The sequence below is a fragment of the Lentzea sp. NPDC054927 genome (genome assembly GCF_053610285.1).
In genome coordinates, this window is the sequence record NZ_JBSGXZ010000062.1 from 1 (window position 1) to 20,795 (window position 20,795).

Annotated in this window: 18 protein-coding genes; 11 read left to right on the top strand and 7 right to left on the bottom strand. The window is 67.3% G+C overall.

Features of this window, described 5'->3' with window-relative positions:
• Positions 1–131: 131 nt before the first annotated feature.
• Positions 132–1,031, bottom strand: coding sequence for a LysR family transcriptional regulator (locus ACWGE0_RS42595; RefSeq protein ID WP_452266562.1), 900 nt, complete (start codon positions 1,029–1,031; stop codon positions 132–134).
• A 292-nt stretch (positions 1,032–1,323) separates the two neighbouring features.
• Entirely contained in the window at positions 1,324–2,049 is a 726-nt protein-coding gene (locus tag ACWGE0_RS42600; protein ID WP_452266563.1) for a hypothetical protein, read from the bottom strand.
• A gap of 215 nt (positions 2,050–2,264) precedes the next feature.
• On the opposite strand from ACWGE0_RS42600, the gene tig reads away from it, so the two are divergent.
• The 7 genes from tig (at position 2,265) to ACWGE0_RS42635 (ending at position 9,836) form a co-directional block, all read left to right on the top strand.
• Positions 2,265–3,608, top strand: a complete 1,344-nt coding sequence (tig, locus tag ACWGE0_RS42605; protein WP_452266564.1) for a trigger factor — start codon at positions 2,265–2,267, stop codon at positions 3,606–3,608.
• A 188-nt stretch (positions 3,609–3,796) separates the two neighbouring features.
• A complete protein-coding gene (locus ACWGE0_RS42610) occupies positions 3,797–4,384 on the top strand; it encodes an ATP-dependent Clp protease proteolytic subunit (protein WP_452266590.1) in 588 nt (195 codons plus the stop codon).
• A 35-nt stretch (positions 4,385–4,419) separates the two neighbouring features.
• Positions 4,420–5,034 carry an ATP-dependent Clp protease proteolytic subunit gene (locus ACWGE0_RS42615; protein WP_090071479.1) on the top strand — a complete coding sequence of 205 codons (615 nt, stop codon included), beginning with the start codon at positions 4,420–4,422 and terminating at the stop codon, positions 5,032–5,034.
• Positions 5,035–5,274: 240 nt separating this feature from the next.
• The gene (gene clpX / locus ACWGE0_RS42620; protein ID WP_396419769.1) at positions 5,275–6,555 is read left to right on the top strand and encodes an ATP-dependent Clp protease ATP-binding subunit ClpX; all 1,281 of its coding nucleotides are present in this window, start codon (positions 5,275–5,277) and stop codon (positions 6,553–6,555) included.
• A 68-nt stretch (positions 6,556–6,623) separates the two neighbouring features.
• Complete coding sequence (locus ACWGE0_RS42625; RefSeq protein WP_452266565.1) at positions 6,624–7,202, top strand: RBBP9/YdeN family alpha/beta hydrolase; 579 nt, start codon at positions 6,624–6,626, stop codon at positions 7,200–7,202.
• A 22-nt stretch (positions 7,203–7,224) separates the two neighbouring features.
• Positions 7,225–8,541, top strand: a complete 1,317-nt coding sequence (locus ACWGE0_RS42630; protein ID WP_452266566.1) for a serine hydrolase domain-containing protein — start codon at positions 7,225–7,227, stop codon at positions 8,539–8,541.
• Positions 8,538–9,836 (top strand): serine hydrolase domain-containing protein, encoded by a 1,299-nt coding sequence (locus ACWGE0_RS42635; RefSeq protein WP_452266567.1) that lies wholly within the window; start codon positions 8,538–8,540, stop codon positions 9,834–9,836. The genes ACWGE0_RS42630 and ACWGE0_RS42635 overlap by 4 nt, the downstream gene beginning before the upstream one ends.
• On the opposite strand, the gene ACWGE0_RS42640 is transcribed toward ACWGE0_RS42635, so the two are convergent.
• Genes ACWGE0_RS42640 through fdhD form a run of 3 tightly spaced genes read right to left on the bottom strand, consistent with a single transcriptional unit; the run spans position 9,833 to position 12,697 of the window.
• On the bottom strand, positions 9,833–10,714 hold the full coding sequence (locus ACWGE0_RS42640) for an alpha/beta hydrolase (protein WP_452266568.1): 882 nt from the start codon (positions 10,712–10,714) through the stop codon (positions 9,833–9,835). The genes ACWGE0_RS42635 and ACWGE0_RS42640 overlap by 4 nt on opposite strands.
• Positions 10,715–10,752: 38 nt before the next feature.
• Positions 10,753–11,883, bottom strand: a complete 1,131-nt coding sequence (locus ACWGE0_RS42645) for a CaiB/BaiF CoA transferase family protein (RefSeq protein ID WP_452266569.1) — start codon at positions 11,881–11,883, stop codon at positions 10,753–10,755.
• Positions 11,870–12,697 carry a formate dehydrogenase accessory sulfurtransferase FdhD gene (gene fdhD / locus ACWGE0_RS42650; protein WP_452266570.1) on the bottom strand — a complete coding sequence of 276 codons (828 nt, stop codon included), beginning with the start codon at positions 12,695–12,697 and terminating at the stop codon, positions 11,870–11,872. The genes ACWGE0_RS42645 and fdhD overlap by 14 nt, the downstream gene beginning before the upstream one ends.
• Before the next feature lie 65 nt (positions 12,698–12,762).
• Here fdhD and ACWGE0_RS42655 point away from each other — a divergent pair, with 65 nt between their 5' ends.
• Both ACWGE0_RS42655 and ACWGE0_RS42660 read left to right on the top strand, forming a co-directional pair.
• Positions 12,763–14,277 carry a phytoene desaturase family protein gene (locus tag ACWGE0_RS42655; protein ID WP_452266571.1) on the top strand — a complete coding sequence of 505 codons (1,515 nt, stop codon included), beginning with the start codon at positions 12,763–12,765 and terminating at the stop codon, positions 14,275–14,277.
• 56 nt (positions 14,278–14,333) lie between these two features.
• Positions 14,334–14,825, top strand: a complete 492-nt coding sequence (locus tag ACWGE0_RS42660) for a hypothetical protein (RefSeq protein ID WP_086667632.1) — start codon at positions 14,334–14,336, stop codon at positions 14,823–14,825.
• On the opposite strand, the gene ACWGE0_RS42665 is transcribed toward ACWGE0_RS42660, so the two are convergent.
• Entirely contained in the window at positions 14,770–15,354 is a 585-nt protein-coding gene (locus ACWGE0_RS42665; RefSeq protein ID WP_452266572.1) for a DUF2238 domain-containing protein, read from the bottom strand. The genes ACWGE0_RS42660 and ACWGE0_RS42665 overlap by 56 nt on opposite strands.
• Positions 15,355–15,448: 94 nt before the next feature.
• On the opposite strand from ACWGE0_RS42665, the gene ACWGE0_RS42670 reads away from it, so the two are divergent.
• Together ACWGE0_RS42670 and ACWGE0_RS42675 are read left to right on the top strand one after the other, a co-directional pair.
• Positions 15,449–16,006 carry an ArsR/SmtB family transcription factor gene (locus ACWGE0_RS42670; RefSeq protein WP_452266573.1) on the top strand — a complete coding sequence of 186 codons (558 nt, stop codon included), beginning with the start codon at positions 15,449–15,451 and terminating at the stop codon, positions 16,004–16,006.
• Between the two features lie 240 nt (positions 16,007–16,246).
• Complete coding sequence (locus ACWGE0_RS42675) at positions 16,247–18,439, top strand: glycosyl hydrolase family 28 protein (RefSeq protein ID WP_452266574.1); 2,193 nt, start codon at positions 16,247–16,249, stop codon at positions 18,437–18,439.
• On the opposite strand, the gene ACWGE0_RS42680 is transcribed toward ACWGE0_RS42675, so the two are convergent.
• Entirely contained in the window at positions 18,432–20,717 is a 2,286-nt protein-coding gene (locus ACWGE0_RS42680; protein ID WP_452266575.1) for an FdhF/YdeP family oxidoreductase, read from the bottom strand. The two genes, ACWGE0_RS42675 and ACWGE0_RS42680, sit on opposite strands and share 8 nt — an antisense overlap.
• Positions 20,718–20,795: the final 78 nt, after the last annotated feature.

Genomic DNA, 20,795 nt, shown 5'->3' on the forward strand with positions numbered 1-20,795 from the left:
GTGTCAACTCGACGAAAAGCGTGTCGAGTTGACACCCCTCCTCTGACGCAGCAAGAGCTGTGGCACGACTCGTGACGGGACCACCCCGCCGGGTCTGCGCGCTCAGTTCTCCTCGGGCCGTTGGCTCTCGATCACGTGAGTGAGGCGACCTGGTCGCTGACGACCTGGGCGGCTGCGGAGACCAGGGCGGTCACGGCCGGGTTCGTCGAGTTGTCCTGGCGCCAGCCGAACTGCGTGTAGACGCGGAAAGTGGCTGACCAGGGCAAGCGGACCAACCTGCCGTCGGTGAGTTCGGCGGACACGGTGACTTCTGGCATGAGAGCGATGCCCAGGCCTGAGGCTACGGCGCGTTTGGCGGCGTCTACCGAGTCCAGTTCGAGGACGGGGGCTCGGGTGTCGTCGTAGCCGAGCGAGTGTTCGAACAGTTCGTGGTAGGAGGCGCCGTTCTCTGCTCGGATGAGGGTGCTGCTGGTCAGGTCGTCCTCGGTGAGCGACTGGCGTTGGGCGAGCACGTGGTTGGGGCCCGCGACCATGACTAGGGGTTCGGGGCAGAGCACTGTGGTTTCCAGGCCTTCGCGGGGCTCTATGGCGCCTATGAAGAAGGCGCAGTCGAGTTGGCCGTCGCGTACTGAGGCGAGGTTGTTGAGCGCGTTGCGCGAGTGCAGTGAGAGTTGGACGGACGGGTAGCGCCAGCACATGTATTCGATGAGCGGTAACAGGCGGTAGTCGGTCAAACTCTGTGCGGAGCCGATGACTAGTTTGCCGTGGGGCTCGCCGTTCATCGTTATGGCTTTTCGGGCTTTTTCGGTGAGGTTGATGATGTTTCGCGCGAACGGGAGCAGTTCCACGCCTGCGGAGGTCATCTGGATACCTCGGGGGAGGCGCCGGAAAAGGACGACCCCGAGGGCCTCCTCCAGTGCCTTGATGCGGGTCGTGATGGTCGGCTGCGAGCAGTTGAGCGTGGCAGCGGCCTTGGTGAAGCTCCCTGTCTGAACCACGGTTGTGAACGCGAGAAGCTGGCGTGTCTCCATCAGGCGGATCCTCGGGGTAAAACGGTGCGACGACTTTTTCTCGTTCGTTCCCGTGGTCCTGTTACGGATGGTGCGGGAGCAGTAACGCTACCTGTCCGCTGCGACGGGTTCATTGGTGCTAACGGAGTCATCTTGATCGGTCGCGAAAGGCTGTTTCGGCCGAAAGAGTGAAATTGAGACGGAGCCTTTGACGGGTCGTAGTTGGGTGACTCTTTTCTGTTACGTCGTTCGCTGAACGAACAAAAGGCGCCGCCGCCCTGGGGTGGGCGGCGGCGCTGAGAGGTGTGGCGGGCTAGCAGGACGCGGCGGCGGCCACGAGGATTCGGTAGACGTCCTCGCCGCGCTGGACGATCTTGATCTCGTAGCCGATCACGCCGGCCTTGGTGCGGCCTGCGTACTTGGCGAGCGGCGGGTACGCGGCGAGGTCGCTCGTGGCTGAGACAGGGGTCACGCGCACCGTGGTGGGCACTCGGACGCTGCCTGGGAAGTGCACGGGCATGGCGCTGGTGATGTTGTCACCGTCGAAGCTCCCCGGCAGCAGCTCGTTCTGGCCCCGCCACCACAGCTGCGGGCTGCCGCCACCGCCGGTGAAGACGGGGCCGTCGGCCAGGCAGGAGACGTTGCGGCTGCCCATTTTCAGCACCATGAACGGCAGGTCGCGGGGATGGCGGTCGGTCAGTGAGATGAAGCCGGCGGTGCTCGCGCCGGCCTGGGTGTCCGTGTGCGACGCCTTGGCGACGAACGGCTGCGTGGGCAGGTTCGGGCCGTAGGCCTCGTCGGACAGGCGGATGTCCCAGGCTTTGTGGGCGTCGGTGTGGCCGGATGCGAGGAACGGTGCGGTGAGGTCGGCGTTCTCGGCGATCAGCGACTCGGAGGTCGTGGCTGCTTCGTCGACGAAGACGTAAGCGGCGGCCGTGGCCTCAGGTGCGGTGGCGGCGCCGGCCGCCGGGGAGGTCGTGGCGAGCAGTGCGGTGGCCGCCGCGCAGGCCGCGAGCAGGCGTGAGGAAGTTTTGGACATGCGTGTCCCCCAGGATCACGTTTTTGAAGCCCCCATAGCGGACCTTTCCGGCCGCTGGGGCGACCGTATCGGGGTGAGGGGCGGGCTGTCACGGCTCCAAAGCGGGGTGGCAGCGGTCACAGGACGGGTCTCGCCTAGACTCCCTGGGAATCCGGGCGCCCCATGCGGCGGTACCGGCTGTCTTGCACGTTCTTGTTCGTATCGAGGAGTCCACGTTGAAGAGCACCGTCGAGCACCTGAGCCCGACGAGGGTCCGGATCAACGTCGAGGTGCCGTTCGACGAGCTCAAGTCGAACTTCGACCAGGCGTACCGGAAGCTCGCGAAGCAGGTCCGCATCCCCGGCTTCCGTCCCGGCAAGGCCCCCGCCAAGGTGCTGGAGAGCCGCATCGGCCGCGCTCCGGTGCTGGACGAGGTCATCCAGGAGGCCATCCCGGCCAAGTACCTGGAAGCGGTCAACGCGGGTGAGGTGCGCACGCTCGGCCGTCCCGACTTCGAGGTCACCAAGATCGAAGACGGCGAGACGCTCGAGTTCACCGCCGAGGTCGACGTCCGTCCCGAGATCACCGTGCCCGCCTTCGGCGAGCTGGCCGTGACCGTCGACGAGCAGGAGGTCGCCGAAGAGGACGTGACCACCCAGCTCGACGAGCTCCGCGCCCGCTTCGGCACGCTGACCGGCGTCAGCCGCCCGGTCGAGACCGGTGACTTCGTCAGCATCGACCTGTCCGCCACGGTCGACGGCGAAGAGGTCGAGGAGGCCCGCACCGCCGGTCTGTCCTACGAGATCGGCTCCGGCCAGCTCGTCGAGGGCATCGACGACGCGCTCGTCGGCGCTGCCGAGGGTGAGACCAAGACCTTCACCACCACGCTCGTCGCCGGTGAGCACAGCGGCCGCGACGCCGAGGTGTCCGTGGTGCTGAACTCCGTCAAGGAGCGTCAGCTGCCCGAGCTGGACGACGAGTTCGCGCAGCTCGCCAGCGAGTTCGACACGCTCGACGAGCTCAAGGCCGACCTGAAGACCCGCCTCGACCGCGTCAAGAAGATGCAGCAGGGCGTCCAGGCGCGCGACAAGGTCCTCGAGGCGCTGCTGGAGACCACCGAGGTCCCGCTGCCCGAGGGCATCGTCCAGGGCGAGATCGACGCCCGCAAGCACGACGCCGTGCACGCCTTCGACCACGACGAGGCCAAGTTCGCCGCGTGGCTCGAGGAGCAGGGCCAGACCGAGGAGGAGTTCGACACCGAACTGCGCACGGCTGCCGAGCAGGCCGTCAAGACGCAGCTGGTGCTCGACTCGATCGCCGACGCCGAGCAGGTCACGGTGTCCGACGGTGAGCTCACCGAGCGGATCATCTACCAGGCCCAGCGCTTCGGCATCTCGCCGGACGAGTACGTCAAGCGCGCGCAGCAGTCCGGCCAGCTCGGCGCGATCTTCGCCGACGTCCGCCGCGGCAAGGCGCTCGCGAGCGTTGTGCGCCAGGCCACGGTCAGCGACACGACCGGTCAGAAGCTGGACCTGGACGAGCTGTTCGGCGAGACCAAGTCCGAAGAGGACGCGGAGTAGCGAGTCGCCCTCGCCTCACCAGTGGGCGAGTGCCGGAAATGCAGCCCTAAGCGAACGCGGGCGGTGTCGGGCATCTGACGCCGCCCGCCTTCGTTAAGGTCGATCGCAGAGAGTTTTCGCATCCAGATTTCGTTCCACCTGGAGTTAGGCAGGCAGACGTGACGCAGCACTCCTTCCCGACCCCCGAGATGCGGTCGGCCACCGCCGGGATGAACCTGAACGACTCGGTGTACGAGCGGCTGCTCCGCGAGCGGATCATCGTCCTGGGATCACAGGTCGAAGAGGGCATCGCCAACCAGATCACCGCCCAGCTGCTGCTTCTCGCCGCTGAGGACCCCGAGAAGGACATCACCCTCTACATCAACTCGCCGGGTGGTTCCGTCACGGCGGGCATGGCCATCTTCGACACGATGCAGCTCATCCAGCCGGACGTGGCCACGTACGCGATGGGCCTCGCAGCCTCGATGGGGCAGTTCCTGCTGTCCGCGGGTGCTCCTGGCAAGCGCCACGCGCTCCCGCACGCCCGGATCCTCATGCACCAGCCGTCGGCCGGTGTCGGTGGTACGGCCGCGGACATCGCGATCCAGGCGGACATGCTGACGCGCACCAAGCGCGAGATGGCCGAGCTGATCGCCGAGCACACCGGCCAGACGCTCGAGACCATCACCCGCGACTCCGACCGCGACCGTTGGTTCACGGCGCAGGAAGCGCTGGAGTACGGCTTCGTCGACAGGGTCGTCACCAGGGCCCAGCCCGTCGGCGACTCGAACAACTGACGTCAGCTAGGAGACCTCAAGTGAGCCAGTTCCACATGCCTCAGTCGCGGTACGTGCTGCCGTCGTTCGTCGAGCGCACCAGCTATGGCATGAAGGAGTCGAACCCGTACAACAAGCTCTTCGAGGAGCGCATCATCTTCCTCGGCGTGCAGGTTGACGACGCATCGGCCAACGACGTCATGGCGCAGCTGCTGGTGCTCGAGTCCGAGGACCCGGACCGCGACATCCTGATGTACATCAACTCTCCCGGTGGCTCGTTCACCTCGTTGATGGCCATCTACGACACGATGCAGTTCGTTCGTCCGGACATCCAGACGTACTGCCTCGGCCAGGCCGCCTCGGCCGCGGCCGTGCTGCTGGCCGCCGGCACGCCCGGCAAGCGCCACGCGCTGCCGAACGCGCGAATCCTGATCCACCAGCCTTCGATGGAAGGCGCGTACGGTCAGGTGTCCGACCTGGAGATCCAGTCGAACGAGATCCAGCGTGTGCGCCGCCTGATGGAGTCCACCCTCGCGCGGCACACGAACCGGACGGCAGAGGAGGTCCGCGAGAGCATCGAGCGCGACCGGATTCTGACGGCCGAAGAGGCCAGGGAGTACGGCATCGTCGACACGGTGCTGCCCTACCGCAAGCTTTCCGCCAAGTCCTGAGGCCTTCCCGAGCTCTGGGAAACCCCAGAGCTCGGGCATCGCGCACCCACCCGACACGCCGATGTGACCGGTTAACCGGCCTGATCGGCGCGTCGGGGGACGCGGGTCCTCCCCTGAAACGGGGTCGGCCAGGTACCGTCAGGAGAACGGGCTCAGCACCCACAGCCAGTGGGACTGCCACAGCAAGTCAGCAGGCGCACTACAGCAGGTGTGCGCCGGAGGGGACATAGGTCAGCGGTCATGGCGCGTATCGGTGACGGCGGCGACTTGCTGAAGTGCTCTTTCTGCGGAAAGAGTCAAAAGCAGGTGAAGAAACTCATCGCCGGCCCCGGCGTCTACATCTGCGATGAGTGCATCGATCTCTGCAACGAGATCATCGAGGAGGAGCTGGCCGAAGCCGGTGACGTGAAGCTCGACGAGCTGCCTAAGCCCGCCGAGATCCACGAGTTCCTCGACCAGTACGTCATCGGACAGAGTGACGCCAAGCGCACCCTCTCCGTCGCCGTCTACAACCACTACAAGCGCATCCAGGCGGGCGACCGCGGGCGCGAGGGTCGTGACGACGGCGTCGAGCTGGCGAAGTCGAACATCTTGATGCTCGGCCCGACGGGCTGCGGCAAGACCTACCTCGCGCAGACCCTCGCGAAGATGCTGAACGTGCCGTTCGCCATCGCCGACGCGACGGCACTGACGGAGGCCGGGTACGTAGGTGAGGACGTCGAGAACATCCTCCTGAAGCTCATCCAGGCCGCCGACTACGACGTGAAGCGCGCCGAGACGGGCATCATCTACATCGACGAGGTCGACAAGATCGCTCGAAAGAGTGAAAACCCGTCGATCACGCGCGATGTGTCCGGTGAGGGTGTGCAGCAGGCGCTCCTGAAGATCCTGGAAGGCACCACCGCATCGGTGCCCCCGCAGGGCGGCCGCAAGCACCCGCACCAGGAGTTCATCCAGATCGACACGACGAACGTGCTGTTCATCGTGGCCGGTGCGTTCGCGGGTCTGGAGAAGATCATCCAGGACCGCGTCGGCAAGCGCGGTCTCGGCTTCGGTGCCGAGGTCCGTTCCAAGGCCGAGGTGGAGGCGTCGGACTTCTTCTCCGACTCCATGCCGGAGGACCTGATCAAGTTCGGCCTGATTCCCGAGTTCATCGGGCGTCTGCCGATGGTCGCCTCCGTCACGAACCTCGACAAGCCGTCGCTGGTGATGATCCTCACCGAGCCGAAGAACGCCCTGGTGAAGCAGTACCAGAAGCTGTTCGAGATGGACGGCGTCGAGCTCGAGTTCACCAAGACCGCGCTGGAAGCGATCGCCGACCAGGCGATCCTGCGCGGCACCGGTGCCCGAGGTCTGCGCGCGATCATGGAAGAAGTCCTGCTCCCGGTGATGTACGACATCCCGAGCCGCACGGACGTCGCCAAGGTCGTCATCACCGAGCAGACGGTGAAGGAGAACGTGAACCCGACGATCGTTGCCCGGCAGCCCTCGCGCCGGGAGCGTCGCGAGAAGTCCGCGTAAGTTTTCGATCTCCGAAAGGGGCACCGGTGATCACACCGGTGCCCCTTTCGGCGTTCTAAGGTGGAGGCATGTCGTTGCCTCACGTGCTCCTGATCCACGGCTACACCGGCTCCGGCCCCGGCCACTGGCAGCGCTGGCTGGCCCAGACGGTGTCCGAGCACGGCGGCCTCGCCGACATGCCGCACTTCAGCGACCCGGACCAGCCCGACCTCACCACCTGGCTGCGTGAGCTCGACACCCACCTGGAAGCCGCGCCGGCCGACCGTGAACGGGTCGTCGTCGCGCACTCGCTCGGGTGCTACCTCTGGCTGCACCACGCCGCCCGCGAGGGCATCGGGCACGTCGACCGCGTCCTGCTGGTGGCCCCGCCCGCGCCGGACCACCCCGAACCGGCCATCAAGTCGTTCTTCCCCGCCCCGCTCGACCCGGCCGGCCTGCGCCGCGCCGCCACCGAGACCCGCCTGATCGCGGGCGAGGGCGACCCGCACTGCTCGATGCCGGCCGCCAAACAGCTCGCCGAGGCGTTGCGGATCGAGGTCGACGTGCTGCCCGGCGCGGGCCACATCAACATCGACGCGGGCTACGGGGAGTGGCCCTCGGTGCTGAAGTGGGTGCGGTCGAAGACCGTGCCGCTCTCACCGCGCTAGAACTTCACTTTCTGGGGGGAACGTGAACGAGACAGCCGAATGGCTGCGACGCAGGCTGCCCGAACTCATCGCGGAACACGGCGTCGTCGGCGCCCAGGTCGCCGTGCTGCACAACGGCGAAATCGTCGACGCGACAGCAGGTGTGCTCAACAACGTCACCAACGAGAAGGTGACGCCGGACGCGATCTTCCAGATCGGGTCGATCACCAAGGTCTGGACGGCCACGCTGGTCCAGGAGCTGGTGAACGAGGGCCTGCTGGACCTCGATCGCCCGGTCCGCGACGTCGTCGAAGAGTTCCGGCTGGCTGACGAACAGGCCGCGAGCGTCATCACGCCACGCCACCTCCTCAGCCACACGGCGGGGTTCGAGGGCGATCTCTACTACGACACCGGCAACGGCGACGACATGCTGGCGAAGTACCTGGAGCGCATGGCCGACACGGAACAGACGACGCCGCCCGGCGAGCTGTACGTGTACTGCAACAGCGGGTACGTGGTGCTGGGCCGGATCGTGGAAGTGTTGCGCGGCAAGCCTTTCAACACCGTCTTGCGTGAACGTCTCGTCGACCGGCTCGGCCTCCACGCCGCCACGCGCCATGCCGAGTACGCAGGCCGGCTGTGCGCCTCGGGACACCTGCGCGAAGACGCGGAGGTGAAGCCCGTCGAGGAGCAGACGACCGAGGGCGACTCACCGGCCGGCTCGGTGCTCGCCATGTGCGCGCGGGACCTGCTCGCGTTCGTGCGGATGCACCTGGACACCACCGAGTTCGACGCGATGCGGGAGACCCAGGTCGCGCTGCCCGACTTCGGCTTCGGCGGCAGGCAAGGCCTCGGCTGGCTCCTGCACGACTACGACAACGGCGTCACCGGGCTGGGACACGCCGGCCAGACGCCGGGCTTTCAGGCGTACCTGCGGGTGCTCCCGGAGTTCGGCCTCGCCGTCGCGACGCTCACCAACGGGGGAGCCGCCCTCCCCGTCGCGCGGGCGGTGCACGAAAAGGTGTTGGGAGAGCTGGCGAACGTCACCTTGCGGACGCCTCCGAAGCCGCCTGCCGTGCCCGTTCCGATCGACGTCGACAAGGTCGCCGGCGTCTACCGCGCCGTGCGGGCCGCCGTCCACGTCACCGCGAGCGAGGACGGGCGGGTGAGGATGCAGGCCGTGCCCGCGGACGTCGACGCGGCGCCGACGGCGATCGAGGAATACGTGGGGCTCCGCGACAACGCGTTGATCTCCGTGGAGGAAGAGGGCGGCAGCCACGGAGTTGTCGTCCTTTGTGGACATGATGAGCAAGGGAGAGTCAAGTGGCTGCACTGGGGGAGAGTGGCGGTGCGTCAGTGAACGACTGGATCGCGCGCAGGCTGCCGGAGCTGCTCGAAGAGCACGGAATCGTTGGCGCACAGGTAGCTGTGCTGCACAACGGTGAGATCGTCGATGTAGCAGCAGGTGTGCGCAACAACGTCACCAACGAGCCGGTCACCTGCGACACGTTGTTCCAGATCGGGTCGATCACCAAGGTCTGGACGGCCACGCTGATCATGCAGCTGGTGAACGAGGGCCTGCTCGACCTCGACCGGCCGGTGCGGGACGTGCTGCCGGAGTTCCGGGTGGCAGATGAGCAGGCGTCGGGCGTCATCACGCCACGCCACCTCCTCAGCCACACCGCGGGTTTCGACGGCGACCTGAAGTTCGAGACGGGCTCGGGCGACGACATGCTGGCGAGGTACGTCGAGCTGCTCGCGGACGCAGGGCAGTTCAGTCCGCCCGGTGAGCTCTACTCGTACTGCAACAGCGGGTATGCGGTGCTGGGCCGGATCGTGGAAGTGTTGCGCGGCAAGCCTTTCACGGCCGTGCTGCACGAAAGGCTGGTCGAGCCGCTGGGGCTGCGGAAGGTCGCGGCGGCACGGGCCGAGTACGCGAAGCACGAGATGGCGGACGGGCACCTGGAAGGCAAGCCCGCGACCCAGCACCTGCCGGAGTCGTGGGTGGCGGGCGGTTCGGTGCTCGCGATGCCCGCCCGCGAACTGCTCCGGTTCGTGCGAATGCACTTGGACACCACCGAGTTCGACGCGATGCGGGAGCGGCAGGCCACCCACCCGGACTTCGGCACGGGCGAGTGGTGGTGGGGCCTCGGCTGGGAGCTGTCCAACTTCGACGGCGGCGAGGTCATCGGCCACACCGGCATGACCATGGGCTACGTGTCGGTGCTGCGGGTCGTTCCGGCAGCCGGGGTCGCCGTGATCGTGACGGCCAACGGAGGGAAGGCCCTCGGCCCGTTCTTCACCGCGATCATCGATCAGGTGCTCGGCGAGCTGGCGGGTGTGAGCAAGCGGAAACTCCCCGACGTGCCGGCCGACCCGACGCCGGTGGATCACGGCAAAGTCGTCGGGCTCTACCGCGATTCCGCGCTCGACGTGCACGTCACACCGGGCGAACAAGGCAGGGTGAAGGTTCGGCTGCTCGGCCGGGATCCACTCACCGCGGCACTGATCTCCGCCGAGGAAACCGAGTACGTCCACCTGCTCGACGACCTGCTGATCGCCGTGGACAAGAGCTCGACGCTCCCGCTGGGCGGCCGGGACGAGCACGGCCGCGTCGGTTGGGTGCACTGGAGCCGCGCGGCGATGCGGATCTAGACAGCCTTCTTGGCGTACTTGGCGAGGAACTGCACGACGTCGGGCGTCACCTTCCGGTAGAGCCCGTCGTCGTGCCCACCGCCCTTGACCACGCCCACCTCGGGCCGCACCTCGCGCATGTACCGGCGGGTGCCCTCGATGAACCGGTCGCGGTCGCCGATCCACACGCCCAGGGCGGTCGTGCCGGTCGACTTCGGGTGCCGCAGCGGGTCCAGCGAGGCCCACTCGCCCTCGTTCTTGAACGCCTTGCGCTTGGCCATCTCCGGCCACGTGGTGATCAGGCCGGGGGAGATGGCCGCGGCGGCCGCGATCGGGTCGCCGCGCTCGGCCCGGCGCCGCGCGTACAGCAGCGAACCGAAGCCGCCCATGGACACGCCGGTGACTGCGAACGGTTCGCCGTAGCCGCGTTCCTTCAGCCACCGCGGGACCTCGTCGAGCAGCATGGCCATCGGGTCGTCGCCGGGGACGTTCTCGTGCCAGTAGTTGTCGCCGCCGTCGACCGCCACGAAGCCGAACGCGGGAACAGAGCCCTTCGCGACGGCGGCGGTCAGGACCTCGGCGAGGTTGCCCACGGCGGCGTGCCTGGCGTCGCCGTGCAGGCCGTGCAGCAGGATCGACATCGGCAGCCCGCGGGGGTTCGGGCCGGTCGGGACGTAGAAGGCGAGGGTCACCTCGCGGTGGCGGGCGGCCGAGTACACGCGCTCGAAGCGGATCGTCGGCTTGGCGGCGCCAGTGGCCTGCACGCGGTCCGCCGTGGCGATCTGCCGTTCCGTGGCCTCGGACGACGACGAGACGTACGTCGCGACGCCGGTGGCTGTCGCGATGACCACGCCGATCGCCGCAAGGAGGGTGCGGCGGCTGTACTTCGGATCCCCCATGCTCACCTCATCGCGTGGGTACCGTTCCTCGTTTCCTTCTAGAGGACGGAACGCACGCGTAATGAGGACAGTTCCTCGTCCGAATAACCCAGCCAGCGCAACACGTGATCATTGTGCGCGCCGAGGGCGGGGACCGCACCCGGTGACCACTCGAAACCGGCGACCGGAGGCGGCAGCATCCGGGCCGTCCCGCCGGGAACCTGCACGTCAACCCATGTGTCGAGTTGCGGGTGGGTGCGCAGTTCGGTGATCGAGCGGGTCAGCGCGGCAGGCACGTCGGCGGAGTCCAGAGCGGCCAGCAGGTCAGCGGAATTCATGTCAGAAAAGGCCCGTTCAAGCAGTTCCTGCAGCTCGGAACGGTGTTCGACGCGAGAGGCCACTGTGGCGAACCTCTCCTCGGCGCCCAGCCCGATCAGCCCGCACAACCGCTGCCACTGACCGTCGTTCTGCACGGCCAGGTGCACGGCGCCGTCCGCACAGGCCACCGGCCCGTACGGCGCGATGCTGGGGTGGTGCGCGCCCGATCGCGGGGCGGCGGCACCGGTCCCGGCGGCGTAGAGCATCGGCTGGTGCATCCACTCGGCCATCGCCTCGAACAGCGACAACCGCAGCCGCACGCCCTCGCCGGTCCGCGCCTTCTGCAACAACGCCGCCAGTACCGCCGCCTGCAGCTGCACCCCGGCCGCGATGTCCGCCACCGAGATGCCGGCGCGGGCCATCACGTCGCCCTCACCGGTCAGCGACACCAGCCCGGCCTCGGACTGCACCAGCGCGTCGAACGCCTTGCGATCCGCGTACGGGCCGTCCCAGCCGTAGCCGGACAGTTCGCCGACGATCAACTCCGCGGGAAGCTCCAGTCCCAGCCGTTTCCACACCCGCGGCGACAGGTTGCACAGCAGCACGTCGGCCTTGGCGACCAGCCGTTCGAGCACCTCACGGCCGTCCGGGTGGAAGATGTCGAGCGACACCGATTCCTTGCCCACGTTCGTCCACGCGAAGTACGACGACACCTCGCCGCACGAGGAGTCGTAGTGCCGGGCGAAGTCGCCGGCGCCGGGCCGTTCGATCTTGATGACGCGGGCCCCGAGGTCGGCCAGCAGCCGCGTCGCGTACGGCACGGCGACGGCCTGCTCCAGGCTCACCACCACGACGCCGTCAAGCGGTCTCAACCACGCGCTCCCCACCGGTGTAGATGTTCATCGAGTCGCCGCGCAGGAAGCCGACCAGCGTCATGCCCTGCTCCTCGGCCAGCTCGACGGCGAGCGACGACGGCGCCGACACCGCGGCGAGCACCGGAATCCCGGCCATCGCGGCCTTCTGCACCAGCTCGAACGACGCCCGCCCGGACACCATCAGCACCGCGCCGCGCAACGGCACGAGGTTCTGCAGGACCGCCCAGCCCAGCACCTTGTCGACGGCGTTGTGCCGGCCCACGTCCTCCCGGACGACCAGCAGCTCGCCGTTCACGAACAACCCTGCCGCGTGCAGCCCGCCGGTGCTCTCGAAGACCTTCTGCCGTTCCCGCAACGCGTCCGGGAACCCCGTCAGCGCCTCGGGAGTGACCCTGACCTCGTCCAGAGCGGGGGAGTAGCGCGTCTTGAGCTTCACCGCGTCCAGCGCGGCCTTCCCGCACACCCCGCACGACGACGTGGTGTAGAAGTTGCGCTCCACCCCGGTGTCCGGCGGCGGCACACCGTCGGTCAGCGCGATGTCCAGCACGTTGTAGGTGTTCATCCCGTCCGGCCCGGTGCCCTCGCAGAACCGGGCGATCGAGATGTCCTCGGAGTCGCCGATCACGCCCTCGCTGAGCAGAAAGCCGTGCGCGAGCTCGACGTCCTGGCCGGGAGTGCGCATCGTGACCGCCAACGCCTTGCCGTTGACCCGCAGCTCCAGTGGTTCCTCGGCGGCCAGCGCGTCGACCCGGCGCCGCCGACCGTTCGGCGACACCCGTTCGACCGCTCGGCGAACCGTCACTCGGCCCATGTGCACATCTCCTTCGGACCGCTATGTTCCCCAACGACCAGGCTACGTGGGAGGGATCTCGGGGCATGGACGACGTCGTGATCGTCGGGGGCGGCCACAACGGGCTGGTGGCGGCCGCGTACCTCGCACGGGCGGGGAAGTCGGTCAGGGTGCTGGAGAAGCTGCCGCACGTCGGTGGCGCGGCGGTGAGCGCGTCACCGTGGGAAGGCGTGGACGCCCGGCTCTCCCGGTTCTCCTACCTGGTATCGCTCTTACCGGACCGGATCGCCGCTGATTTGGGCCTGAACCTCACTTTGCGGTCCCGTTCCGCGTCGTCGTACACGCCGAACGGCAAGGCCGGGCTCCTGGTCGAACGCTCGCCGGGCGAGGCGACGCTCAAGTCGTTCGAGGCCGTGTGCGGGTCGCTCGAGGACTGGGAGCGGTGGCAGCGCTGGTACGCCGACCTGGAGTCGATGGCAGCCGCACTGGCACCGACTCTTTTGGAACCGTTGGTGTCACGCGAACATCTGCGCGTGCACGTCGACGCGGTGGTGCGCGGCCGGCTGTGGGAACAGGTCTTCGAACGCCCGATCGGCGCGACGCTGCAGGAGCTGTTCGACAACAACCTGGTGCGCGGCGTCGTCGCCACCGACGCGTTGATCGGCACCCACTCGTCGCTGCATTCGTTGCGCGCCAACAAGTGCTTCCTCTACCACATCGTCGGCAACGGCACCGGCGAGTGGAAGGTCCCGGTCGGTGGCATGGGCGCCGTCACCGCCGAGCTGGAACGGGTCGCACGCGAGGCCGGTGCGCAGATCGTCACGGGCGCCGAGGTGACGTCGGTCGAGTCCGACGGCAAGACCGCGTCGGTGACGTGCGGAGACTCGGTTTTCGAGGCTCGGTACGTGTTGTCCAATGTGGCGCCTTCGGTACTGGGACGGTTGCAGGGCAAGGAAGTCCACGACGCGCCCGGCTGCCAACTGAAGATCAACATGCTGCTGCGCAGGCTGCCCGAGCTGAAGTCCGGTGTCGACGCACGGCTCGCGTTCGCCGGCACGTTCCACCTCGACGAGTCCTACGACCAGCTGGAGACCGCGTACCTGGAGAGCGCGGCCGGCCAGGTGCCGTCGGTGCTGCCGGGTGAGATGTACTGCCACTCGCTGACCGACCCGTCGATCCTCGGGCCGTCGCTGGCGGGCCACGAGACGTTGACGTTGTTCGGCCTGCACCTGCCCGCGTCGCTGTTCGAGGGCCGCAACGAACTGCTGCGCGACGAGCTGGTGCGGCGCTACCTGGAGCAGTTCAACGCCCACCTCGTCGAGCCGATCCAGGACTGTCTCGCCGTCGATGCCGCCGGCGATCCGTGCATCGAAGCCCGTACGCCACTGGACCTGGAGGAAGAGCTCGGACTGCCGGGTGGCAACATCTTCCACGGAGAGCTCGACTGGCCGTTCGCCGAGACTGACGACGAGATCGGCAAGTGGGGCGTGGAGACCGACGTGGACAACGTCTTCGTCTGCGGCGCGGGCTCCCGGCGCGGCGGCGGTGTGAGCGGCATCGGCGGCCACAACGCGGCGCGAGCGGTTCTGGAGCGCATCTGATTTTTCGGTGAAATTTTTGATGACATCCAACGTCATCTCTGGTTACATTTGTCGGCGTGGGGGACTTTTACGGAATCGCCGAAATCGCCGACGCCATGGGCCTGAGCCGGCAGTTGGTGGCCGTGTGGCGCAAACGGCGCTCGCACGGCATCCCTGAGCCCGACGCCGAACTCGCGTCGGGCCCGATCTGGCGCCGCGAGACCGTCGAGCCGTGGATCGAACGCACCCGCGGCCGCCTGGGCCTCGCCGGCGCCCGCGAGTCGGCCAGCAGAAGCCTGCGCCTGCGCACGTGCCGCCGAGTGCTGCGCCTGGCCGCTCTGATGCTGGAGGAACCGCAACGGCCACGCGTGCTCAACGAGGCGGCGGACCAGCTGCGCGATCTCATCCACGAGGTCGATCAGGCCGCGGACGACGTCGTCGGCGCACTCCTGCGGGAACTCATCGAGCCGGTGCGCGACCCGGACGTGCCCGCGGAGCTGCTGCGGGTGCCGGTCATCGAGTCGCTGCCGCTGGTGACCGCCGTCGCGCGAAACTCGCCAGACTGGTGACCAGCGCCCCGAGCGCGGCCAGTGCCATGTCCGCGTGGGCGTCCCACATGTCGCCCTGCTGGCCGTTGTAGGCCTCCGCGACCTCGGGCGCGAGCGTCATCGCGATCGCCCACTCCAGCAGTTCGTAGAGCGCACTCGTCGCGAGCACGATCTCCAACGATCGCAACCACTTCTGCCGCAGCACCGCGGTCAGGCACACGCCGTACGCGAAGTGCACGAGCCGGTCGAAGTGGTTGCGGTCCCACTCGAAAGCCTCGGACAGGCGGACGCCGAACACCGCGTCCGTCCAGTCGTCGTACGGCACGAACGAGTAGATCCACCGCGCCGCGATCGTGTGCAGGGCCAGGAACAGCAACGTCCATGCCCACTGCGCGGTGTCGAGCCGTCGTCGCAGAAGCCACAGCACCACGATCGCCACGGCCGTCAGCGAACTGTGCAACGCCTGCTCGGCGGGCCATGGCGGGTTGATCCACGTGACCGCCACCAACGCACCGAACGCCCCCAACAGCCACAGCTGCCCCCGAGTCATGCGCACAGCCTGGCTGATCTTGCCGGGTTTTATATCAGGATTTATATATCAAGGAACCTTGCTAAAGGTTTATTGATGTGGGTACCGTGGCGGCATGGCCGACACCCGTATCAGTGACCCCAAGGCGCTCCGGGCGCTCTCGCACCCGTTCCGGTGGAAGCTGATCAACTTGCTCACCGAACAGGGACCGAGCACTGCCACGCAGTGCTCGGCGAAGCTCGGAGAGAGTGTTGCCAGCTGCTCCTACCACCTGAACATGCTGGCCAAGTACGGCTTCGTGGCAGAGGTGGAAGGCCCTGGCAGGCAGAAGCCGTGGCGGATCGTCACGCGTCATCAGATGATCACGACCGAAGGGCTCGACGACGAGGGGGCGCTGGCCGCCGAAGCTGCTGAGACGGCCTACCTGGACCAGGAGTTCGAGCGCATCCGCGAATCCTCCCGCCGGCACGAGCACCTGCCGGAGGAGTGGCGCGACCACTGGGGCATCAGCAGCGCTACGTCGTTCTTGACGCGCGAGGAGCTGCGCGAGGTCCAGCAGGAGATGCGGGCGTTGCTCGATCGGTACGACGACCGCGTGGAGAGCCCGGAGCTGCGGCCTGAAGGGGCCCGGGCAGTGCGGTTCTTCGTCAGCACGACCGTTTCACCCGAGTAAATCCGAGTTGAGGAGATTCGCCGTGTTCTCACACCACGATGCGTTTGCTATTGCGAAGCAGCGCCAGCACGACTTCGAGGCCGATGCCGCCGCGCGCCGCCTGGTCAAGAAGTCCCACGAGGTCTCGGTCAAGCCCGAGCGCCGCCGGTTAAGGCTGTTCGTTCGCGTACGACCGGCGTAACGTGTGCACTCGCCGCCGCTGTAAAGGTTTTCAGCGCGTTTCTACCGGGGAGGACATCCGTGTTACGGAGACTCGGCGCGGCGGCGACGGCGGCACTGTTGGTCATGGCAGTGCTGGCGGAACCGGCCCAGGCGGCGGAGTTCAACGTCAAGGACTACGGGGCCGTCGGCAACGGCAGCGCCAACGACACGGCGGCCATCGACAGGGCGATCACGGCGGCGAACGGCGCAGGCGGCGGCACGGTGAGGTTCCCGTCCGGCACGTACCGCTCGCCCAACTCGATCCACATGAAGAGCAACGTGACGCTCCAGCTCGACGCGGGCGCCACGATCATGGGCGCGAGCGGCAGCGGGTACGACAAGCCAGAGCCGAATCCCAACGACAAGTACCAGGACTACGGGCACAGCCACTTCCACAACGCCATGATCTGGGGCGACCGGCTGACCAACATCGGTTTCGTCGGCGCCGGCACGATCGACGGCGGTGGCGCGCTGATCACCGGCAACCCGGGCAGCGGGCAGGCCGACAAGATCATCTCGTTGACGCGGTGCGAGAACCTCACGGTCAGCGGCATCAAACTCCGCCGCGGCGGCCACTTCGCGATGCTGATCAACGGCTGCAAGAACGTGGTCAGCGACCGGCTGACGATCGACACCGCGAGCGACCGTGACGGCTGGAACGTCATCAGCACCACCAACGTGACGATCACCAACGGCAACTTCGCGGGCAACGACGACGCGCTGGCGTTCAAGAGTGACTACGCGCTCGGGCAGAAGCTCAGCAACGGCAACGTGAAGGTCTACGACACCAAGCTCAGCGCGGGATGTTGCAACGCGTTGATGTTCGGCTCGGAGACGTGCGGTGACTTCACCGGCTACGACTTCCAGCGCATCGACATCAAGGGGTCCAACAAGTCCGGGCTCGGGCTCGTGTCGATGGACGGGTCGGTCGTCTCCGACGTGCACTACAAGGACATCACCGTCAGCGGCGTCCGGTCGCCGATCATGCTCAAGGTCGGCGCGAGAAAACGCTGCGGCAACAGTCCCGGCGTCGGCACCATCAAGAACATCACCTACGACAACATCACGATCAACGGTGCCTCGCCGTCGTTCAGCCCCACGATCATGGGTGACGTCGACGGGCACATCACCGACGTGACGTTCACCAACGTCAAGATCAACGTGCCCGGCGGCAACGGCACGATGTCGACCAACCCGCCGAGCAACGACCGCACCAACTACAACCCGAACAGCATCGGCACGCGGCCCGCGTACGGCTGGTACGTCCGGTACGCGGACCGGATCAAGTGGGTCGGCGGCAGCGCGGTGTCGTTCACCAGCAACGACGGCAGGCCCGCGGTGATCGCCGACAACTCCAGCGACCTGACGTTCGACATGTTCGGCTGGGAGCGCGGCAGCAGCAGCCCGACGGACTTCCTCTTCCGCAACACCAACGGGTTCTGCGTCCGCAACAGCGGGTCGCCGAGGATCCAGAACACCAGCTCTACCGAGAAGTGCGGGGTGAACAACGACTTCAGCCTCGCGGTCGACCCCGCGTCGCGCGTCGTCAAGCCGGGGGAGACGGCCTCGTTCACGGTCAGCGCGGCGTCCACCGGCTCACCGGGGCCGATCAGTCTCGACGCGGACAACGTGCCCGCGGGCACCGTCGTGCAGTTCAACCCGGCCACGATCAACGCCGGTCAGTCGTCCACGATGACCGTCGCGACACTGCCGGACACCCCGCACGGCTCGACGAACATCAACGTCACCGGTACGGCGGGCCAGCTCACGAGGTCGGCGGTCGCGATCCTGACCGTCGGCGACCAGCCGGCCGAACTGGAGCTGAGCGGGCTTTCCGTCGCGGACACCGGAAACGCCGGTGACTGGTCGGTGCAGACCGGCCTGCGCACCGGCGTCGCGCAGTACGGCGACCGCGACTTCACGTTCAGTTCCGTGCCGGAGGAGGTGGCGGGCGCGAAGTGGATCCGCACCGCCAACGACTCGAAGTCGGCGACGCAGAACCCGTTGGCGCGCTTCACGATCAACCGCGACGCGCTGGTCTACGTCGCGGTCGACACGCGGCTCGGCAAGCGTCCGTGGATGGACGCGCTGTGGATCGACAGCGGGCTGCAGCTGGTCAACACCGAAGGGTCCGCGAAGACCTTCCGCCTGTACGCCAAGGGCTTCCGGGCGGGCGAGGTCCAACTCGGACCCAACGGTGGTGCCAGCAACTACAGCGTGATCGTCAAATAGCTTCCAGTCGCACGATCACCGACTTGGAGGTCGGCGTTCCCGAGATGTCCGCCTTGGAGTCCAACGGCACCAACGGGTTCGCCTCGGGGAAGTACGTGGCCACGCATCCCCGCGCGGTCGAGTAGGAGACGATCCGGAACGACTCGGCGCGGCGTTCCACAACGCCCGTCGGGTCGTCCTTCCACTCCGAGATGATGTTGACCATCTGACCGTCCTTGAACCCCAACTCCTTGATGTCGTCAGGGTTCACGAACACCACGCGCCTGCCGTCCTTCACGCCGCGGTAGCGGTCGTCCAGGCCGTAGATCGTGGTGTTGTACTGGTCGTGGCTGCGCAGCGTCTGCATCAGCAGCCGGCCCTCCGGAACCTCCAGCACCGTCAGCTCGTTCGCGGTGAAGTTCGCCTTGCCGGTGGCCGTCGCGAACTGGCGTGAGTCACGCGGCGGGTGCGGCAGGACGAAACCGTCGGGTTGACGCACGCGCGTGTTGTAGTCCGCGCAACCCGGCACCACATGAGAGATGTGCTCGCGGATGATGTCGTAGTCCTTCTCGAACGTCTCCCACGCCACGGGGTGGGAGGTGCCGAGCACCTTGCGCGCCATCCGGCAGACGATCGAGACCTCGGACAGCAGCTGGTCGGACGCGGGCGTCAACCGGCCGCGTGAGCGGTGCACGACCGACATCGAGTCCTCGACCGTCACGAACTGCTCGCCGGAGTGCTGCACGTCGCTCTCGGTGCGGCCCAGCGCGGGCAGGATGAGCGCGGTCTTGCCGTGGATCACGTGCGAGCGGTTGAGCTTCGTGGAGACGTGCACGGTGAGCGAGCACTGCTCCAGCGCCTTCTCGGTCACCGGGGTGTCCGGGGTGGCGCTGACGAAGTTGCCGCCCATCGCGATGAACACCTTGCCGCGGCCGTGGCGCATGGCGTTGATCGCGTCGACGGTGTCGAAACCGTGCTTGCGCGGCACGGAGATGCTGAACTCGTTCTCCAGGGCCAGCAGGAACTTCTCCGGCATCTTCTCGTAGATGCCCATCGTGCGGTCGCCCTGCACGTTCGAGTGGCCGCGCACCGGGCACAGGCCCGCGCCCGGCTTGCCGATCATGCCGCGCAGGAACATCACGTTCGTGACCTCGCGGATGGTCGGGACGCTGTGCTTGTGCTGCGTGAGACCCATGGCCCAGCAGGCGATCGTGCGCTGCGAGTCCACGAACATGCCGGCCACGCGGGTGATCTGCTCGCGGGTCAGGCCGGTGGCGGTGAGCACGCGCTCCCAGTCGAGCTCGCGCAGGCTTTCGGCGTAGGCCTCGAAACCGTGCGTGACGCTGGAGATGAACTCCTGGTCGATCTTGTCCCACTGCAGCAGCAGGTGCCCGATCGCCTGGAACAGCGCCTGGTCGCCGCCGACCTTGATCTGCACGAACTCGTCGCACAGCGCGGTGCCCCTGCCGACGATGCCTGCGACGTTCTGCGGGTTCTTGAACCGCATCAGGCCCGCTTCCGGCAGCGGGTTGATGGCGATGATCTTCGCGCCGTTCTTCTTGGCGTCCTCGAGCGCGCTGAGCATGCGCGGGTGGTTCGTGCCGGGGTTCTGGCCGACCACCACGATCAGGTCGGCGAGGTCGAAGTCCTTGATCGACACCGAACCCTTGCCGATGCCGATGGTCTCGTTCAGCGCGGCGCCGGAGGACTCGTGGCACATGTTCGAGCAGTCCGGCAGGTTGTTGGTGCCGAACGAGCGGACCAGCAGCTGGTAGAGGAACGCGGCCTCGTTGCTGGTGCGGCCGGAGGTGTAGAAGATCGCCTCGTCCGGTGACGACAACGCTGTCAGCTCGTCGGCGACGAGACCGAACGCGGCGTCCCAGCTGATCGGCGTGTAGTGGGTGGCGCCGGGCCTGAGCACCATCGGGCCGGTGAGCCTGCCCTGCTGACCGAGCCAGTAGTCGGTCTTGGTCTGGAGGCTCTCGACCGAGTGCTCGGCGAAGAACTCCGGTCCGATTCGTCGTTTGGTGGCTTCCTCGGCGACGGCCTTGGCGCCGTTCTCGCAGAACTCCGCCATCTTGCGGTGGCCCTGCGGCTCCGGCCACGCGCAACCGGGGCAGTCGAAACCTTCACGCTGGTTGAGCAGACGCAACGTCTTGACGGTCCGGCCGACACCCATCTGCTCGACCGCGCGGTCGAGCGACACGAGCACACCGGGAATACCCGCTGCCCAGGTCTTGGGGGTGCTGACTTCGAGCGCGGACTCGTCGACGTCGTGCTGCGGGGGCTTGCTGCTCATAGCTGCATTCTTCGCTGATCGACGCCGACGCCGCCAGCGCCCCCGAAGAACGCGGCGGCGTCGTCGCACGGGCCCCAA

What these genes read in the sequence shown, in the direction of transcription:
- ACWGE0_RS42595 (WP_452266562.1), bottom strand. Translation starts at nt 1,031, where the DNA reads ATGGAGACACGCCAGCTTCTCGCGTTCACAACCGTGGTTCAGACAGGG.
- ACWGE0_RS42600 (WP_452266563.1), bottom strand. Translation starts at nt 2,049, where the DNA reads ATGTCCAAAACTTCCTCACGCCTGCTCGCGGCCTGCGCGGCGGCCACC.
- ACWGE0_RS42610 (WP_452266590.1), top strand. Translation starts at nt 3,797, where the DNA reads ATGCGGTCGGCCACCGCCGGGATGAACCTGAACGACTCGGTGTACGAG.
- ACWGE0_RS42615 (WP_090071479.1), top strand. Translation starts at nt 4,420, where the DNA reads ATGCCTCAGTCGCGGTACGTGCTGCCGTCGTTCGTCGAGCGCACCAGC.
- clpX (WP_396419769.1), top strand. Translation starts at nt 5,275, where the DNA reads ATGGCGCGTATCGGTGACGGCGGCGACTTGCTGAAGTGCTCTTTCTGC.
- ACWGE0_RS42625 (WP_452266565.1), top strand. Translation starts at nt 6,624, where the DNA reads ATGTCGTTGCCTCACGTGCTCCTGATCCACGGCTACACCGGCTCCGGC.
- ACWGE0_RS42640 (WP_452266568.1), bottom strand. Translation starts at nt 10,714, where the DNA reads ATGGGGGATCCGAAGTACAGCCGCCGCACCCTCCTTGCGGCGATCGGC.
- fdhD (WP_452266570.1), bottom strand. Translation starts at nt 12,697, where the DNA reads ATGGGCCGAGTGACGGTTCGCCGAGCGGTCGAACGGGTGTCGCCGAAC.
- ACWGE0_RS42655 (WP_452266571.1), top strand. Translation starts at nt 12,763, where the DNA reads ATGGACGACGTCGTGATCGTCGGGGGCGGCCACAACGGGCTGGTGGCG.
- ACWGE0_RS42665 (WP_452266572.1), bottom strand. Translation starts at nt 15,354, where the DNA reads ATGACTCGGGGGCAGCTGTGGCTGTTGGGGGCGTTCGGTGCGTTGGTG.
- ACWGE0_RS42670 (WP_452266573.1), top strand. Translation starts at nt 15,449, where the DNA reads ATGGCCGACACCCGTATCAGTGACCCCAAGGCGCTCCGGGCGCTCTCG.
- ACWGE0_RS42680 (WP_452266575.1), bottom strand. Translation starts at nt 20,717, where the DNA reads ATGAGCAGCAAGCCCCCGCAGCACGACGTCGACGAGTCCGCGCTCGAA.